Annotated in this window: 17 protein-coding genes and 1 tRNA gene; 13 read left to right on the forward strand and 5 right to left on the reverse strand. The window is 35.5% G+C overall.

What is annotated here, in order from left to right; all coding sequences use genetic code 11:
* Positions 1-63: 63 nt before the first annotated feature.
* Entirely contained in the window at positions 64-792 is a 729-nt protein-coding gene (locus tag EOD40_RS09175; RefSeq protein WP_128194821.1) for a biotin--[acetyl-CoA-carboxylase] ligase, read from the reverse strand.
* 96 nt (positions 793-888) lie between these two features.
* Here EOD40_RS09175 and rsfS point away from each other — a divergent pair, with 96 nt between their 5' ends.
* The 13 genes from rsfS to EOD40_RS09240 all read left to right on the forward strand — a co-directional run bounded on the left by rsfS (position 889) and on the right by EOD40_RS09240 (position 16,201).
* Positions 889-1,260 (forward strand): ribosome silencing factor, encoded by a 372-nt coding sequence (rsfS, locus tag EOD40_RS09180; protein ID WP_071185350.1) that lies wholly within the window; start codon positions 889-891, stop codon positions 1,258-1,260.
* 16 nt (positions 1,261-1,276) lie between these two features.
* Positions 1,277-3,202, forward strand: a complete 1,926-nt coding sequence (gene ftsH / locus EOD40_RS09185) for an ATP-dependent zinc metalloprotease FtsH (RefSeq protein WP_128194823.1) — start codon at positions 1,277-1,279, stop codon at positions 3,200-3,202.
* A 111-nt stretch (positions 3,203-3,313) separates the two neighbouring features.
* Positions 3,314-3,916, forward strand: coding sequence for an LUD domain-containing protein (locus EOD40_RS09190; protein WP_128194825.1), 603 nt, complete (start codon positions 3,314-3,316; stop codon positions 3,914-3,916).
* 1 nt (position 3,917) lies between these two features.
* Complete coding sequence (locus tag EOD40_RS09195) at positions 3,918-4,808, forward strand: phosphatidate cytidylyltransferase (RefSeq protein WP_128194826.1); 891 nt, start codon at positions 3,918-3,920, stop codon at positions 4,806-4,808.
* Positions 4,798-5,451, forward strand: a complete 654-nt coding sequence (locus tag EOD40_RS09200; protein ID WP_128194829.1) for a phosphatidylserine decarboxylase family protein — start codon at positions 4,798-4,800, stop codon at positions 5,449-5,451. The genes EOD40_RS09195 and EOD40_RS09200 overlap by 11 nt, the downstream gene beginning before the upstream one ends.
* 3 nt (positions 5,452-5,454) lie before the next feature.
* Positions 5,455-5,715: an acyl-CoA-binding protein gene (locus EOD40_RS09205; RefSeq protein ID WP_128194831.1), complete on the forward strand. Its 261-nt coding sequence runs from the start codon at positions 5,455-5,457 to the stop codon at positions 5,713-5,715.
* Between the two features lie 16 nt (positions 5,716-5,731).
* Positions 5,732-6,508, forward strand: coding sequence for a superoxide dismutase (locus EOD40_RS09210; RefSeq protein ID WP_128194833.1), 777 nt, complete (start codon positions 5,732-5,734; stop codon positions 6,506-6,508).
* Positions 6,509-6,684: 176 nt separating this feature from the next.
* Positions 6,685-8,313, forward strand: a complete 1,629-nt coding sequence (locus tag EOD40_RS09215; protein WP_128194835.1) for an OstA-like protein — start codon at positions 6,685-6,687, stop codon at positions 8,311-8,313.
* A 127-nt stretch (positions 8,314-8,440) separates the two neighbouring features.
* Positions 8,441-9,640 carry an aspartate aminotransferase family protein gene (locus EOD40_RS09220; RefSeq protein WP_128194836.1) on the forward strand — a complete coding sequence of 400 codons (1,200 nt, stop codon included), beginning with the start codon at positions 8,441-8,443 and terminating at the stop codon, positions 9,638-9,640.
* A 120-nt stretch (positions 9,641-9,760) separates the two neighbouring features.
* A complete protein-coding gene (locus EOD40_RS09225; protein ID WP_128195019.1) occupies positions 9,761-11,158 on the forward strand; it encodes a tetratricopeptide repeat protein in 1,398 nt (465 codons plus the stop codon).
* Complete coding sequence (locus EOD40_RS09230) at positions 11,158-11,907, forward strand: shikimate dehydrogenase family protein (protein WP_128194838.1); 750 nt, start codon at positions 11,158-11,160, stop codon at positions 11,905-11,907. Before EOD40_RS09225 ends, EOD40_RS09230 begins: the two co-directional genes overlap by 1 nt.
* Before the next feature lie 145 nt (positions 11,908-12,052).
* Positions 12,053-13,510: a sialate O-acetylesterase gene (locus tag EOD40_RS09235; protein WP_196781427.1), complete on the forward strand. Its 1,458-nt coding sequence runs from the start codon at positions 12,053-12,055 to the stop codon at positions 13,508-13,510.
* A 171-nt stretch (positions 13,511-13,681) separates the two neighbouring features.
* A complete protein-coding gene (locus EOD40_RS09240) occupies positions 13,682-16,201 on the forward strand; it encodes a PemB family protein (protein ID WP_128194840.1) in 2,520 nt (839 codons plus the stop codon).
* A 65-nt stretch (positions 16,202-16,266) separates the two neighbouring features.
* On the opposite strand, the gene EOD40_RS09245 is transcribed toward EOD40_RS09240, so the two are convergent.
* From EOD40_RS09245 to EOD40_RS09260, 4 genes are all read right to left on the reverse strand, one after another.
* A tRNA-His gene (locus tag EOD40_RS09245) sits at positions 16,267-16,340 on the reverse strand.
* A 75-nt stretch (positions 16,341-16,415) separates the two neighbouring features.
* The gene (gene bshB1 / locus EOD40_RS09250; RefSeq protein WP_128194842.1) at positions 16,416-17,132 is read right to left on the reverse strand and encodes a bacillithiol biosynthesis deacetylase BshB1; all 717 of its coding nucleotides are present in this window, start codon (positions 17,130-17,132) and stop codon (positions 16,416-16,418) included.
* Positions 17,133-17,389: 257 nt separating this feature from the next.
* The gene (locus EOD40_RS09255; protein ID WP_128194844.1) at positions 17,390-18,451 is read right to left on the reverse strand and encodes a chorismate-binding protein; all 1,062 of its coding nucleotides are present in this window, start codon (positions 18,449-18,451) and stop codon (positions 17,390-17,392) included.
* 38 nt (positions 18,452-18,489) lie between these two features.
* Positions 18,490-18,924 carry a PaaI family thioesterase gene (locus tag EOD40_RS09260; RefSeq protein WP_128194846.1) on the reverse strand — a complete coding sequence of 145 codons (435 nt, stop codon included), beginning with the start codon at positions 18,922-18,924 and terminating at the stop codon, positions 18,490-18,492.
* Positions 18,925-19,005: the final 81 nt, after the last annotated feature.

Below are 19,005 nucleotides of genomic sequence, written 5' to 3' on the forward strand. Positions count from 1 at the left end.
AATTAAGCTGAAAACAATAAAAATAAAGGCTAAAATTGGCTTTAAAAAACTAAAATTTAGCTATCAATATAACATTTGAATTTCTTTAAGACCATACTCAACGATGCTATCATTTTCCAAAAGAACAATTAATTTTCCCGTTGCAGAAACCCCTTGGATAATTCCCATAAAAGCTTTTTGGTTTTCTAGTTTAAAAGGCATAGGAACTCCTTTTTTAAACAAGACTTCAGTGTATTTCTCCCATAAATATTGAGGATTCAAATTAATAAGTTCTAAATTAACCTCAAATTGTTCTACAATCAGGGGAACCAATTCATCTTTATCAAAACTGGAATTAGTGATAACAGCCATAGAAGAAGCCTTAGGTAAGTTTTCAAAATTAGTTTGATTCACGTTCAAACCAATACCGATGACAGAAGAAATGCTGCCATCACTTTTAAAACTATTTTCAATAAGAATGCCAGCAATTTTATAATTAGCTGACATAATGTCGTTAGGCCATTTAATACTTAAATTCTGAATATTAAAAGTTTTTAACACCTCAATCAACGCCAAAGCCGTTGCAATATTCAACTTGTAAATCTCCTCAACACCCACTAATAAACCTTTAACAAAAACACTCATTATTAGATTCTTAGACTTTTCAGAATTCCAAACAGCCCCCATCTGACCTCGCCCTTTAGTTTGATTTTCAGCAGTAACCACAGTGTAATTTTCAAGTTCCTCTGTTGCCGACAAGCCTTTCAGAAAATCATTTGTAGAATCTATGGCATCGAGTTTGATTACTTTCATTAGCAATTATTTTTGTAACATAATTTAATATTATGTTAAGGTTCAAAAATAATCACAAAAAATGGTAACTTTACACACTTATTATAAAAATAATTCATGGCAAAAAAGACTGTAAATAATGATGACCTATTGGCAAACATTATCAAAGGAATAGAAGAAGTAAAAGGAAATGACATAGATATTCTCGATCTTAGAGAAATTGACACCGCAGTTTGCGACTATTTTGTTATCTGCAACGGAAATTCAAACACCCAGGTTAACGCAATTGTTAACTCCATTCAAAAAATTGTTTCTAAAGAAATCAAAGATAAACCTTGGCATGTTGAGGGAACTGACAATGCTGAATGGGTTCTTATGGACTATGTTAACATTGTGGTTCACGTTTTTCAAAAACAAATTAGAGAATATTATAATATCGAAAGTTTGTGGGGAGATGCAAAAATTACTACAATTGCAAACAAATACTAAAGAAAGATAGAAAACGATGGCAAAAGATAACAATCAAAATCCTAACAAATTTAGGATAAGTCCATGGTTAGTGTACACTACCATATTACTTATTTTCTTGTTTATTAGCTTTGTAACCGGCAGCTCCAGCTTACAAGAACCTGCTCAATTAAAATCGTCCAACATAGACAATATGTTGACCAAAGGGGAAATCAAAAATGTTATTATTTTCAACAATAAAGATGCTGAAATATATCTTTCTGACGCAGGACTGAAAGACCCTAAAAACAAAGCAGTTGCTAAAGACATCTTTGACAGACCTAACAAAGGTCCTCATTACACAACAAAATTTGGTGACTTAAAATCTTTTCAGGAAAAACTTGACAAAGCTAAAGCTGAAAAAAAATTAGTTGATTATGATTTTAAAGAAGCAAGCAACTGGACTGACATTCTAATTAGCTTACTTCCTGTTATCATCATCATTGGAGTGTGGATTTTCATCATGCGCAAAATGTCAGGTGGTGGCGCTGGTGGTGGCGGACAAATCTTTAACATCGGAAAATCAAAAGCAAGACTTTTTGATGAAAAAACAGATGTTAAAACAACTTTTAAAGATGTAGCAGGACTTGAAGGTGCTAAAGAAGAAATACAGGAAATTGTTGAATTCCTGAAAAACCCTGAAAAATTCACCAATTTGGGAGGTAAAATCCCCAAAGGAGCTTTGCTTGTCGGCCCTCCAGGAACAGGAAAAACCTTATTAGCAAAAGCAGTAGCCGGTGAAGCTCAAGTTCCGTTTTTCTCTTTATCAGGTTCTGATTTTGTCGAAATGTTTGTAGGTGTAGGTGCTTCGAGAGTACGTGATTTGTTCAAACAAGCCAAAGAAAAATCGCCGGCAATTATTTTCATTGACGAGATTGATGCCGTAGGTAGAGCCAGAGGAAAAAACAATATGTCAGGTGGAAATGACGAAAGAGAAAACACTCTGAACCAACTACTTACTGAAATGGATGGTTTTGGATCAAACTCTAACGTAATCGTTTTGGCAGCAACAAACAGAGCCGATGTTTTAGACAAAGCTTTAATGCGTGCCGGGCGTTTTGACAGACAAATATTTGTAGACTTACCGGATATTCGCGAACGAGCCGAAATTTTCAAAGTACACCTTGCTCCTTTGAAAAAAGTAGAAGGTTTAGATTTAGACTTTTTAGCCAAACAAACTCCTGGTTTCTCTGGTGCTGATATTGCCAATGTATGTAACGAAGCTGCATTAATTGCTGCCCGTAACAACAAAACAGCTGTTGACAAACAAGATTTCCTTGATGCAGTTGACAGAATTGTAGGTGGTTTAGAAAAGAAAAACAAAATCATCACTCCTGAGGAGAAAAAAGCAATCGCAATTCACGAAGCAGGTCATGCCACAGTTAGCTGGATGCTTGAACACGCTGCCCCGCTAATCAAGGTAACAATTGTTCCTCGTGGACAAAGTTTAGGTGCCGCATGGTACTTACCTGAAGAACGTCAAATTGTACGCCCTGACCAAATGCTGGACGAAATGTGTGCCACTATGGGAGGAAGAGCTGCTGAAAAAGTGACTTTCAACAAAATTTCAACAGGTGCTTTAAGTGATTTAGAAAAAGTTACTAAACAAGCTCGCGCCATGGTTACTATCTATGGTTTGAATGACAAAATAGGAAATGTTACTTATTATGATTCATCAGGACAAAGCGAATACAGTTTCTCAAAACCTTATTCTGACGAAACAGCAAAAGTGATAGACACTGAAATATCGGCACTTATAGAAAGCCAATACGAAAGAGCTATCAAAATCCTGGAAGAAAACAAAGACAAATTAAATCAGCTTGCTGATATTCTGATCGAAAAAGAGGTGATTTTCAAAGACGATTTGGAAGCTATTTTCGGAAAAAGAAGTTTTGACAAAAATCTCGAAGAGGTAGTCTCATAATTAGACAGTTGACATAAATTATTTAAAATCTTAATTCAAAACAGCGTTTTGAATTAAGATTTTTTTATCTTTGGACGGTTACAAATAATATATCAAGTACCCTTACAAAGTATGAGCCTCTTTAGAAAAATATTCGGATCCAGTGTTTCGGCATCAGATGAGGAAAAAGAAAGTCAAAACAACAATTTCTTTCCTGAGAACAACATATCTGTTGACGAACGATTTATCTACAATTTCAAAAAAAATGGAGGTAAATTTTTGTACTGTGAAAATGCTCAGGAAGTAAAAGATCAATTTGAAAATATCTTAGAAGAAAATGACTGGTTTGAGACTGAAGTATTGTGCTATGACTCTAATTTATTTGGATTATTAGACGAAAACAAACTTAATTATAACAAGCCTACAAATCCTAAATTCTTATTATCCAGTTGTGAAAATTTGATTGCTGAAGAAGGCTCTATCCTATTTTCATCTAAACAAATCAAACAACACAAACCTAACGAATTACCTACTAACATCGTAATTTTAGCAACCACAAGTCAAATTCTGGCTATGAAAAGCGACGGTCTTAGTGCCATAAAAAAGAAATACGAAAGAGATTACCCTACCAATATTACAGCTATAAAATATTTTGAAAAAGCAAAAGAAGAAGACTTTACCCAATACGGCAGCTCTGCTAAAAATCTTTATTTATTGCTTTTAGAAGATCTTTAAAATGAATGAAACTCTAAAAAGATCAATATCTGGAGCTGTTTATATTATTTTATTATTAGCTTCTATATTATTTTCAACCGAAAGTTTTTTTATACTCTTTGGCGTATTCTTAGTCATTGCTATATATGAATTCTGCAATTTAACCCAAGTAAGTAAAGCACTGCCTTTAATTGCAGGCTCTCTATTGTATTGCACCATAACATTAATTAGTCATTACAATAAAATTACTACTGAGACTATCAATCAAATCTTTGATACTAATATTGAAATTACCGTCAATATTCAGCAAATGAACATCGTTTTATTGGCAACTACCTTAGTTGTATCCATAAAATGTATTCTGTTTTTATTTTATGACAATATTCAAAAGATAAGTACATCGTCAAAATACCTTTACTTATTCGGCTACATCATATTACCTTTCGTATTTATCACCAAAATTTCCTTTGGAATAAAAGACTACAATCCTAAAATTATAATTGGACTATTCCTCTTAATTTGGACTAACGATACTTTTGCTTATATCGTTGGAAAATCAATTGGAAAAAACAAACTATTCGAACGCATATCTCCTAAAAAAACCATTGAAGGTTTTGTAGGTGGAATTCTTTTTGCAGTTTTAGCGGGTTATTTAATATCAAAATATTACATCAAAGCCAAACCTGAATTTAGCCAACAATCAATACTAATATGGACCTCTATTGCAACTATTGTTGGTATATTTGGAACTATAGGCGACTTAATTGAATCCAAATTCAAACGTATTGCCGGTGTAAAAGACAGCGGAAATATCATGCCGGGACACGGAGGTGTACTGGATAGACTAGATAGTGTTATATTTGTAGCACCAATTATATTTTTATTTTATCAAATTTTAAATTATGTTTCATAAAGAAGGAATCCCATCAATTTTTTTAGGTACAGTTTTTACTGTTGCTGTACTTTTACTTGCTGACAAATTTATTGATATCAATTGGTTAAGAATGTTGGTTCAAATCTTTGCCTTTTTGATTTTGGTTACCATTTTGCAATTCTTTAGAAATCCTAAAAGAACAGCAATCATCAATGAAAATCATATTTTGGCTCCTGTTGACGGAAAAGTCGTAGTTATCGAAGAAGTTTACGAAGGGGAATATTTTAAAGACAAACGTTTACAGGTTTCTATCTTTATGTCGCCTATAAATGTACACGTTACGCGATATGCAATGAGTGGAATTGTAAAATTCAGCAAATACCACCCTGGAAAGTTTTTAGTTGCCTGGCACCCAAAAGCAAGCGAAGAAAACGAAAGAACAACTGTTGTGCTTGAAAATAATACTTTTGGTGCTATCTTATACCGTCAAATTGCCGGAGCATTAGCACGCCGAATTGTAAATTACGCACAAGAAGGAATGCAAGTGGTTCAAGGGACCGATGCCGGATTTATTAAATTTGGTTCCAGAGTAGATTTATTTTTACCTTTAGGAACTCCAATAAATGTGGTTTTAAATCAAAAAGCTATTGGAGGAAAAACTATTATTGCAACAAAAGGATAATAAATGACCCAAAAAGATTTAGATACTAGGTTCAAAGAAGCAGTTAAAAAAGCTTCTAAAATGACTCAGGCATCTTTACCTCAAGATGTCCAGTTGCGGCTTTATGCCTATTATAAACAGGCTACTATTGGCACTATGGAAATAAGACAAACTTCTAATTTCCACTTAAGAGATGCCTTTAAAATAAATGCCTGGATGCAAATAAGTCATATCTCAGCTGATGAAGCCAAAGAAAATTATATCGAAATCATCAATTCTCTTTGAAATAAATAGCATTCCAATGAAAAAGATTATTTATACAATCACAAGTTTGTTTTTATTGAGTTTTTTAACTTCATGCAACAATAAAAAACTAACTGAAGTAGTCGAAGTTCCTCTTCCTACGGCTGAAGAAAAAGTAACCCTTGGATTCCCTGATGATGTAAAGGCTGAGCCGGGTTCTTTTTTATTAGAAAAACTGCCTTATTCTTATGATGCTCTGGCACCTGCTATTTCAGCTCTAAACTTAGAAGCACACTATTCTAAACACTACCTGACTTACACAAATAACTTAAACAAAGCCATAGCCGGAACTGAATACGAGAATATGTCAATCGAAGATATCTTAGCCAAGCTGGACATTAACGATACTGAACTTAGAAACAATGCAGGAGGTTATTACAACCATTCTCTTTATTGGAAATCTATGGGACCTAATGCTGGCGGAACTCCTAAAGACAGCATTGCAGGAGCCATCGACAAAGATTTTGGTTCTTTTACCGATTTTAAAAATGCATTTAAAGAAGAAGCAAACAAACAATTTGGTTCAGCCTGGGTTTGGTTAATTGTTGACAAAGCAGGAAATTTAAAAATTACCAGTTCCCAAAACCAGGATAATCCTTTGATGCGAAATGCCGCTGTACCAGGGACACCTATTTTAGCTTTAGATTTATGGGAACACGCTTATTATTTAGGACACCAATACCGCCGTGCAACCTACATCGATTCGTTCTTTAACATCATAAACTGGGAAAAAGTAAACGAAAACTATCAAAATACATTCATAAAAAAATACTAACACATTTTTTTCGAACAAACAAAAAGCTGATGCACTACTTCATAGTATTCATCAGCTTTTTTTGTTTAAAATCCAAAACTGATAACAAAAAAATATCCCTTTTCAAAATCATAAATAAATAGTAATATTTATTGGGATTGTTTCCTTTTTCATAAATTTGACAAAAATATACACCCTTGAATAAATCGCTATTTTTCATCTGTTTCAGTCTGTTTTTACTTATTTCGATAAAAGTAAACGCACAAACACCTAAAAAAATAATTGTCGAACATTCTGATTTCGCCGATGTAAACCAGGCCGAAATGCCCGATGCTTTTTTACTAACCGGAAATGTGGTTGTAAATCATGACGGAGTGGTTTTAAGCTGCAATAAAGCTTATTATTTCCAAAAAGAAAATTACATCAAAGCTTTTGGAAATGTCCAGTTGGTTCAAGGAGACACCCTTTATTTGAACAGTAAATATGCTGAATACAACGGGAATGTAAAAAAAGCATTCGCCACCGGAGATGCCGTTATGAGTTCGCCAACTGCTACTTTAGCAACAGACACCATCAGTTTTGACCGAAACACCCAGGAAGTATTTTACAATAACAAAGGAACAATTACTAACAACGAAAACACCTTAGTGAGTAAATCTGGTAAATATTATGTGGCCGAGAAAAAATTCCAGTTCCTTACCGAAGTAACTATTACTAACCCAAAATACGTTATCAAATCCAATCATTTGGATTATTACAGTAATTCAGGGCATTCTTATCTATTTGGTCCATCTACCATTACCAGTAAAAACAACTATATCTATACCGAAAAAGGCTTCTATGATACCAAGAAAAACCTATCGCATTTCCTTCGAAAATCATACATTAAATACGACAACCGACTCATAGAAGGAGACAGTTTGTATTATGATCGAAATAAAGAATTTGCTTCGGCCACCCGAAATGTAAAAATCACCGATTCAATCAACAAAGGAATCGTAAAAGGGCATTATGCCGAAATTTTCCAAAAGAAAGATTCGATGTTTGTAACCAAAAGAGCGGTTGCCATCAATTTTGTCGAAAATGATTCCGTTTACATTCATGGAAAAAAACTAATGGTAACCGGAAAAGAAGGCGATCGAATTATCAGAGCCTTTAACAATGTTCGTTTTTACAAAACCGATATGAGCGGCAAATGCGATTCGATACATTCCAGCACCAAAACAGCCTTAACCAAACTCATTGGAAATCCTATCCTTTGGAATGGAGAAAGCCAGATTACAGGTGATATCATGCACCTCATCGGCAACAGTAAAACCCAAAAACTCGACTCCCTCAAAGTCCTCAACAACACCTTTATTATTTCCAAAGACACTCTGGGAACAGGCTACAACCAAATAAAGGGATTGAATCTTTTTGGCAAATTTCAGGACGGAAAACTCCATGATGTTGACGTCATTAAAAATGCCGAAGTGATTTATTACATGCGCAATGACGACAAAGAACTCATTGGTATCAATAAAAATGTAAGCAGTAAAATTAGCATCCTTTTCGATAAAAATGCTATTGAAACCATTACCTTTTTCCAACAAGTGGATGGAGACATTTTCCCCGAAGAAGAACTGGACGAACACGACAGGAAGTTTAGAGGATTCAAATGGCGTGCAGACGAAAGAATAAAATCAAAAGACGACATCTTCACCAAAGAAGATAATGAGTACAATGATAAAATGGTTGACGAAGGCAAAAAAGAAGATGCCAAGGAAAATGTTCCTATGAAAATAAGGAAAGAAACTTTGGATTACGATAAAAAGAAAAAGAAGTAGCTATTAAGACTTAGAGTCCTTAGTTTATTTTTAGTCCCTAGTCCTTAGTCTTTTTAGTTTTTGAATTTAATAATTTTTATAACTATTAGGACTTAAGAACTAGGGACTAGGGACTAAAAAACAAAAAATGAATAACGATTTTATAAAATACCAAGCACAAACTTCTCCTTATCCTCTAGGAATGGAAGTTTCACATGCCATAGGTTCTTATATCTACGACACTAATAATAAAAAATATCTGGATTTTGTTGCAGGAGTTTCGGCCTGTACCTTAGGACATCAACACCCACGAGTAAATCAGGCCATAAAAGACCAATTAGACAAATATTCGCATGTGATGGTGTATGGCGAATATTCGCAAAGTCCTGCGGTAGAATATTGCAAACTAATGGCTTCGCTCCTACCTGCTCCTTTGGATAAAACTTATTTAGTCAATTCAGGAACCGAAGCTATTGAAGGTTCTCTAAAACTGGCTCGTAGAGTTACCGGCAGAAGCCAATTGATTTCTTGCCATAATGCCTACCACGGAAATACCATGGGCTCTATGAGTGTAATGGGTTTTGAAGAACGCAAACAAGCTTTTCGCCCACTTATTCCTGATGTGGAATTCATCACTTTTAATAACGAAGCCGATTTAGAAAAAATAACTTCCAAAACTGCTGGAATTCTACTCGAAACCATACAAGGTGGCGCAGGATTTATCGAACCACAAAACGATTTCTTAAAAAAAGTACGCGCTCGTTGTACCGAAGTTGGAGCCATGATGATTCTGGACGAAATCCAACCAGGATTCGGAAGAACTGGAACTTTATTTGGTTTCCAAAATTATGATATTGTTCCCGATATTGTTGCTATGGGGAAAGGCATGGGAGGCGGAATGCCTGTAGGTGCTTTCACAGCTTCATCAGCTATGATGGATTTATTAACCGAAAACCCTAAATTAGGCCATATCACTACCTTTGGCGGACATCCTGTCATTGCGGCAGCCTGCCTGGCTACTTTGAAAGAAATAACTGAAACCAACCTGATGCAGCAGGCTTTAGAAAAAGAAAAGCTATTCAGATCACTTTTGGTACACCCTTTGATACAGGAAGTTAGAGGAAAAGGATTGATGCTTGCCGCAATGACGGCAGATGCCTCAATCACGAATGAAGTTATATTAAAATGTCAAGACAGAGGACTCATATTATTCTGGCTACTCTTTGAAGGATGCGCCATCAGAATCACACCTCCTTTAACCATTTCTAACGAAGAAATACGTGAAGGATGTTCTATAATGCTAACAGTAATGGATGAAGTAATGGCTTCACTAAAAAAACAAGATTAAAACTGAAATTAGCTTAGTTTCCTTTGTTAATTAAATTGTTCACAATAATTCATTTTTTTCTTCTAAAACACACAAAGGATGCCTAACTTTAATGTAGGCCAAATTCTAAAAACAGAAAGTATGCAACTAAGCAACGAAGAAGAAGATTATAACTTATCTCTATCCAAATTTGAGTCTATGTTGAAAACCAACAAAGTGCTCTTTTTTGACTCTGAAGAATTTGAAGAAATTATACTTCATTATCTCGATACAGGTAAGGCCGCTTTAGCAAAAAAAGCGCTTAAACTAGCATTAGACCAACACCCTAAGTCTACAGGCTTAAAACTCGTTCAAGTTGAAATGCTCGTTTATGATGACAAATTGGATATAGCTGAGAAATTACTCAACGAGCTGTATGCCATCGAACCCAATAATGAAGAAATTTATATTCAAAAGGCAAATATCTACTCTAAAAGAGACCAACATGGGAAAGCCGTTGAATTACTAAAAATTGCTTTACAATATACCGATGATTATGCCGATGTGTATAATTTAATAGGAATGGAATATTTATTCATGGATAATCTGGAAGCTGCCAAGGAAAGTTTTATCAAATGCCTGGAAGAAGATATCGAAGACCAATCGGCCTTGTACAATGTAGTGTATTGCTTTGAGTTTTTAGACCAAAACGAAGAAGCCATAACTTACCTGGATAACTATATCGAAAAAAATCCATACAGCGAAATTGCCTGGCATCAAAAAGGAAGATTGCATTACGGACTAAAAGATTATGAAAAAGCCATTCATGCTTTTGAATACGCCACACTTATAGACGAGGAATTCTTAGGTGCCTTTATGGAAAAAGCCAAAGCCCTAGAACGTTTAGGCAAATATGACGAAGCCATTGAAAGCTATAACAGAACCATCGAATTAGACGATGCCACTTCTTATGCCTTACTTCGAATAGGTAAATGTCATGAAAAATTAGGTAATAAAATTTTAGCACTCAAATTTTACAATGAAACCGTACACGAAGATCCTCTTTTAGACAAAGGATGGATTGCCATTACCGATTTCTATTTGCGTGAACAAAACTTTCAAAAAGCCTTGTTTTATGTAAAAAAAGCCCTAGAGATAGACAATCAAAATCGTTTATACTGGAAAAGATATGCAACTATCAATAAACAAATGAACTTTTTTGAAGAAGCTGAATTTGGTTATAGAAAAGCTGTCGAATTTGGCGATACAGAATTAGACACCTGGTTGTTCTGGGTTGACATTTTACAATTTTTAGGCGAATTTGAAAGTGCCATTCACACCTTATTACAAGCAGCGGATTATTTCCCTGAAGAAAACGAAATAGAATACCGTTTAGCTGGTCTTTATTTTATGATTCAGGACAATAGAAAAGCAAAATTTCATTTAAGCAATGCCCTTCGATTGAATTTTGACAACTACATCTTGATTGAAGATTTATTCCCTGTAGTTTGGACAAAAAAAATGGTGCAAAATTATATCGAAAAACATAAAAAACAATAATGACCCAAAATTCAAGAAAGCGCTTCGGGCTACTGGGGCGCAATATCAGTTATTCCTTTTCAAAAGGACATTTTACAACTAAATTCGAAAAAGAAAAATACCAAGGCTACACCTACGAGAATTTTGATATTCAGGAAATCTCGGCATTTCCTGAAATCATTAAAAACACAGAGCATTTAAGTGGTCTAAATGTTACTATTCCATACAAAGAAGAAGTAATTCCTTTTTTGGACAAATTATCTAAAAAAGCCACAAAAATTGGTGCAGTAAACACCATTAAAATCACCAAAAAAGGCAAACTAAAAGGCTACAACACCGATTATTTCGGCTTTTTAAAATCCTTAAAACCTTTGCTAAAACCGCACCATAAAAAAGCATTAATCCTGGGAACAGGAGGCGCTTCAAAAGGAGTTGCTTTTGCATTGGAAGAACTAGGTATCGACTATACTTTTGTTTCCCGAAATGCTTCTGAAAAAGCTATTGATTATAGCCAGATTAATACCGATACTTTCAAGCAATACCAGATCATTATCAATTCAACTCCTATTGGGACGAGTCCGAATATAGAGGCCTGCCCTGATATTCCGTATGAATTATTTACCGAAAATCACATTGCTTACGATTTAATTTACAATCCTGCCGAAACCCAATTCTTGAAAAACGCTGCAGCACAAGGCGCACAAACAAAAAACGGTTTGGATATGTTGATTTTTCAGGCTGAAAAAGCCTGGGAGATTTGGAATAAATAACAAACCGTATCATAAGTTATTTACAACTGTCAATTCGGGCGCAGTCTGGAATTAAATATTTTTAAAAAAAATCCAGACTGTGCCCGTTGTGGCACTATTTATGAGTTAAAGCAGTAAAAAAACTCATTTTTACAATACATAACTCATGAATTTCAAAAAACGCCTATTCCTATTAAGTGCTTTCGCCTTATTTACTTCCAACATTTTTGCCGAAGTGACACTTCCTAAAATTCTTGGGCATAATATGGTTTTACAACGCCATAAAAAAGTCGCAATATGGGGAACCGCAACTCCTGCCGAAAAAATATCAGTTACTTTTGCAGGGCAAAATAAAAACACTGTTGCTGACAAATCCGGAAATTGGTCTGTGAAACTCAATCCAATGCAGCCCTCATTTACTCCACGCGAAATGACCATTAAAGGAACCAATACCATTGTGTTGAAAAACATCTTAGTTGGTGAAGTTTGGCTTTGTTCCGGTCAGTCGAATATGGAATATGCAATGCGCAAATACAGTAAATACCAGACAGCTGTAAAAGGCAACAAACCTCCAGAGGATGATTTAAACACTGCTAATAATACCAATATCCGCATTTTTTTAGATCGTCGAAAATACATGGAGCCTAGTCCGGAACATCTTGGTTGGGATGCTGCCATAGGAAAACCACTGGTAGATTTTTCAGTTGTTGGCTATTATTTTGCAAAAGATTTATATACAAAATTACATGTACCTATTGGAATGATTTCGGCAGCGGTTCCCGGTAGTCGCATTGAGCCATGGATTCAGGCTTCTAAACTGGAAATAGAACCTAAACTCAAAAACGGAAAAATTCTGGACAAATTAAAAGCTGACGATGGTGATACCGGTAAATTTTACAACACCATGATACAACCTCTCATCCCTTTTACATTGAAAGGAATGCTATGGTATCAGGGCGAATCCAATTGTTTTTTGAGCGAAAACATCCGTTATGCTTACAAACTTAAAACATTGATAAAAAGTTGGCGTAACGACTGGAAAGATAAAAAAATGCCTTTTTATTTTGTCCAAATAGCTCCTTATAACTATTCGGCGTCAAAAGACAGACCACTCACCACCGAACAACTTCCTGAATTCTGGGAAGCACAAAAACTGGCATTGCATTTAAAAAACACAAATACGATTGCAATTACTGATTTAGTAGACAGTATCGTTGATTTACATCCCGGATACAAATGGGAAGTAGGCCGTCGTTTAAGTCTGCTTGCTGCAAATAAGGCTTACGGACAAACCAATGTAGTCTGGTCCGGACCTACTTATCAAAAAATGAAAATTGTAAACAACAGCATTGAAGTTACTTTTTCAAATACAGGAAGTGGTTTAAACAGCCGTAATGGAAAACCGCTAAGCTGGTTTACTATTGCTGGAGCAGATGGTAAATTTGTACCCGCAAAAGCGGAAATAAACGGCAATAAAGTAATCGTTTCTGCTCCCCAAGTCCAGCATCCCTATTCGGTACGTTTTGGCTGGAATGAAACCGCCCAGTCTAATTTTATTAATAAAGAAGGACTTCCAGCCGTTCCTTTTAGAAGCGACAATCCTTGGGAAAAACTTTTTAAATAAAATTATTTCACAATATTAAAAAATCCCATTTTGGACAGAAGTTCAAAATGGGATTTTTTTATGTAAAGAATTAAGTGAAATAAACGATTCATCACCACATAATTTCTAAATTGACAATTCTTCAATCTAACTAAAAATCAACTATATTTACTATCCATCAAATAGTGAATTATGAGAAAAATATTTTTTAGTACACTACTTTTACTTCTTTGTTTACTTTCCAAAGCACAAGAAAAAATTCCCTATCATTCTCTTGACCCCAACAATCCTATTGAATTTAACGGAAAAACAATTATCTATAAGGGAAAAACAATTCTGTTAGGTCCAAAAGCTTTTTTTATAGACCGCCAATTGAGCAATACTCAAATTGCCAAAAATCCCTATGTTTTTAATTCAATAAACGAGGCGAGCAAACATCTTACTGATGGCACTGAAACTGCCCCAATGACTTTATATATTGCCCCGAATGTCTATTGGATTGACAATCCTGATGATCCCGAAATTCGTAAACCTCAAGACAATGGCAACCTTCCTTATGGTTTAATTATAAAATGTGAATGGTTGCGATTTTACGGACTCACCGATAATCCTGAAAATGTGGTACTGGCTGCTAATCGTGGGCAAACCATTGGAGCAGTTGGTAATTTTACCCTTTTTAAATTCTCAGGACAAGGCACAAGCTCCGAGAATATCACTTTTGGAAATTATTGCAATGTAGATCTCAACTATACCCTAAAACCTGAACTAAACAGAGTAAAACGTGCCTCTGCAATTGTTCAGGCTCAACTCATTCATTGCGATGGAGATAAAATTGTGGCTCGCAATACCCGATTCATCAGTCGTCTAAATCTTTGTCCGTTTGTGGGTGGTAAGCGTGTTCTTTTTGACCGTTGCCACTTCGAATCAACAGACGATGCCTTATGCGGAACAGCCGTTTACCTCAACTGTACTCTGGATTTTTATAGTTCCAAACCTTTTTATTCGACAAAAGGAACAGGAGCTGTTTTCCTGAATTGTGACATTAAATCCTATACTAATGGCAATCAATTTTTCACTAAAGCCAATGGACAACTAGCCATTATTGACACCCGATTTTCAGCCGCAAACAATATTTACTTAGGATGGAATGACAATCTTCCTAAAGAGACACGTAATTATCAATATCAGGTCAGCCTCAATAACAAAGCTGTTTTAATAGAAAAAAACAATCCGGCATCCACCATAGACATGAGCAATTTAAGCATTCTAAATGCCTACCGATTTAATTACAATGGAAAAACCATCTACAACACCTACAATCTCTTAGCTGGCAATGACGATTGGGATCCTATGCAAATTAGAAATACGGTACTGGCTGCCGAAAAAGAGCAACACCAAAAATACAGCCTGCTCCCTACCCAACTACTAATTAGTCCATCCCAAATTTCGATAGAAACCAATAAAGACAAAGCACTTTTAAAAGCTACAGTGAATCGTTTTGGTAATTATGAGTTAAAAGGTGAAAAGATAACCTGGTCTATAGATGCTAAAAACAAAACCATTCTAAGCTTAAAGCCAAATGAAGACGGAAGCGAATGCGAATTAATACCTCACAATCCCAATGACGAAATTAGCAGCGTAATTATCACCGCAAAAACTACTTCAGACTTGGAAGCCGCTTCAGTAGTTTATGTAGCTCCGCAAAAATTAGATAGCCCTATATTTATCCGAACACCTCAACTTTTCAAAATTAACCAGGGAACAATTAAATCAGACTACCTGATTGACAGTTCTTTTAAAGACCAAACCCAAATAAGTTGGTATCGCTGTACTGACAACAAAGGGAGTCATCCCATTGAAATTGCAGTATCAAGAAATAATATTCCCTTAATTGAATATCCGCTAACCATTGCTGATGTGAACTATTATATCATGGCTTCGGTTGCACCTAAACACATTCGAAGTGATGCTGGAAAAGCTTTTACAGTAGTTAGCAAAAAACCAATTACAATAAAAGATATTGTTTCCAATAAAAATTTACTTTCAACTAATTTCAAAAATAGTTCGACTAAAAACCAATTCGAAATTATCCCGGGTTTCTGGACATTTCAACCATTCGAACAAGAAGAAAAAAACAATGTAACTCTTAAAGATGCCTGGTATTATGGCGAAGGCATTGATGGTGCTGCCAATCAGGTTGGGCTTTTACCAACAGGACGTAGTGCCTCGCTTCTTTATACACCTATTGAAAAAAAATATACCAACATGAAGCTCAACCTTAGCGTTACTCCTTTTAAAACTGCGGGTCAAGGTTTTAGTGTAGCTCACCTATATATGGATGTACTTATAAAATACGATGCCAAAACCGGCAGCGGATACTCCCTGCGCTTCATTAGAACAACCAAATACCATGATGCAGTAGATTGCATTTTATTAGAATACAAAAATGGAATTCCAACTGAAATAAGTACTCCTATAACAACAAATTGTTTTAAAGGAACATGTGCAATTAGTATCGAAGTTATCGCAAATCAGCTAATCGCAAAAGCGGCTAATGCTGATTCAAACACTAATACCGTAAATTCAGATGGGGTTCCTCCCGAAATTTTCTTAAAAGCAACCATAAATCCTAATAATTGGGGCGGATTTGGTATCCTTTATAATGGAGGTTCGCCGACAATGATAAATGAAATAAATGTAGAATGGGAATGAAATTTTTCTAAAAAAATTCAACATACAAAAAAAGCCTCTTCTTTCGAAGAGGCTTTTGCATTTTGGGTGGATGACCGGGTTCGAACCGGCGACCCTCGGCACCACAAACCGATGCTCTAACCAGCTGAGCTACAACCACCATTTGCTTTGCGGTTGCAAATATACAACGTTTATTGACTTCTGCAAACTATTTTTTCAAAAAAAATCAAGAATTTTACAGCAAATCAGCTAAGCTATTGACAGCCAAACATCTTTCAACTGTAAATCCTTCGGCATAATCTACCCCTACCAGCCTTCCTAAGTCTCTGGAGCGGTAATTTAAGCTTTCAAAGAAGTTTTTTGAAGTAATTGGCGACTCCGGTTCTGTCGAATTGGGATCATAAAATTGCGAACGATACGCTAAAATAGCCTCGATTTTCTTATCGGTGAATCCTGTAATGTCTACCACAAAGTCAGGTTCGATGTTTTTCCACTGAATATAATGATATACTAATTTAGGCCGCCAGGCTTTTTGCGGCTCTCCTTCCAGCTCGGTTTCAATTTTCATCAGACCTGATAAAAAACAAGCGTCAGAAACCAGTTTACTTCCCTTTGCATGATCAATATGACGATCGTCTATGGCGTTGCATAAAACAATTTCAGGTCGGTATTTGCGAATCATTTTAATGATTTCCAATTGGTGTTTTTCGTCATTGACAAAAAAACCATCTCTCATGTTTAAATTCTCTCGTACCGAAACTCCTAATATCTTGGCGGCAGCAACAGCTTCTTCATCTCTAATTTCCGCCGAACCACGGGTTCCTAATTCCCCTCGGGTTAAGTCTATAACACCTACTTTCTTCCCCAAGGAAACCTCTTTTAAAATAGTTCCCGAACAACCTAATTCCACATCATCGGGATGCGCTCCAAAAGCTAATATATCTAGTTTCATTTTTTCTTTTTTCCTCCCCCCGCCCCCTCCGAAGGAGGGGCAGACTGTACGGAGTTTTATTGTGTTATTCTTTATATTCTAATTTCTGCATTCGAAATCTGTTTTTTAACCGCTAAGAAAAGAAGTCCTTCGACAAGCTCAGGATGATAAGTTGAGTTCACAAAGTTTTAAATTCTACCTTCTAACCTTTAACTCCGAACCTCCATCTTCCCACTCCCAACTTCTAACTTCCCACTTCTAACCTCTAACCTCTAACTTTAAAGAACATTTTTCATCGTCATGGATTTATTGACACTTTCATTCCATTCTTTTTGCGGAATACTTTCTTTGGTGATACCACAACCCATATACAAATGCGCCTTTTTTTCTTTTATCTGCATGCAACGCAAATTAACATACAAATCGGATTTTTGTTTCTTCTCGGCAAAATCCTTTTTATTCAGTTCGCCTAAAAAACCCGTATAATATTTCCTGTCATAGCCTTCATTTTCCAGGATAAATTCCTTCGCAAGCTCTTTTGGCAAACCACAAACAGCAGGTGTTGGATGTAAAACAGAGACTACCTGATTCAATTTGGACGTTTTATTAATAACCCCTTCAATATCGGTTTTTATATGCAACACATTTCCTGCCTGAACGGTATACGGACTGGAGATTGCAACCTCAGAAGTCAATCCTTTCAGGTTTTCTAATATAAAATCGGTAACAAATTGCTGTTCTTCTATTTCTTTTGGCTCCCAAAGCACATCAGTCGTCCCATTAAAATTCTGTGTTCCGGCTAATGCCATCGTACAAAACTTTTTTCGGCTTGCTTTTAACAATCGCTCAGGAGTTGCCCCCATCCACAAACCTATTTTGGGATGATACCAACAATAACAAAAAACCGCTGGAAAACGATGAATCAGTCTTGTAAAAACAGTGACCAAATCAAAATCGGGTACTTCCAGGATTTCTTTTCGGGACAAAACAACCTTAGCAAACTCTCCATTTTCAATAGCCTTAACTGCCTTTTGAATTAGATTTTCAAACTGTTCTTTTTCCTGTTGATTTTCTGAATTAACTAAACCAGTAGAATGATTTTCATCAAAAGTATCAATTTCCGATTCCCAAATTACAGATTGATTTTTTGGAATCAATATCATCTGATTGCCGTTGAAAGGAGCAAAAACAAAGCCCGTTTCGTCTAAGGTTTCCGCAAAATACAAATGATCATTTTTTTGAAAAAAACCTCTAACCTCTGTCTTATAAGGTTTTCTATAAATAACAAAAGGTAATTTCTGGGCTTCTTGTTGCTTTACTTTTATAAAAAAATCAATCATATATTAATTTATTAAAGGTTTGTTCTTCTTCAAAAAATCTAGTGTTTTTTCTTTCTTTTTGGTAAAACCATATTGGTCAGTTTGCAAAGCGATACCAAATTATCTCTTTCGTCTACAATACGAATTTCCCATAAATGTATGCTTGCCCCTTGGTGAATGATTCTTGCCGTTGCAGTAACTACGCCCTCGCGCTTGGATTTTAAATGATTTGCCGAAATTTCTATACCGCGTACTTCGCTAACTTCGGGATTGATGAATATAAATGAAGCGGCACTGCCTACACTCTCTGCCAAAGCTACCGTAGCACCTCCGTGCAACAAGCCCATTGGCTGATGAACACTTGGATTTACAGGCATTTTAGCTACTAAAAAACCTTCACCAGCATCAATATATTCAATATTTAAGGTTTCCATTAAAGTATTTTTTGAAATACGATTACAGTATTCCAGTATCTTTTCTTTATCGAATGTCATGAATTTTATTTTAATCGATTGTAAAAATAAAGAAAAGAATAGAGACTATGTATCAAATACGGAGCATATTCTGCAATCGAT

Origin of the sequence: Flavobacterium sufflavum (assembly GCF_004016525.1) — a bacterium.
In the GTDB taxonomy this organism is placed as follows: Bacteria; Bacteroidota; Bacteroidia; order Flavobacteriales; family Flavobacteriaceae; genus Flavobacterium; species Flavobacterium sufflavum.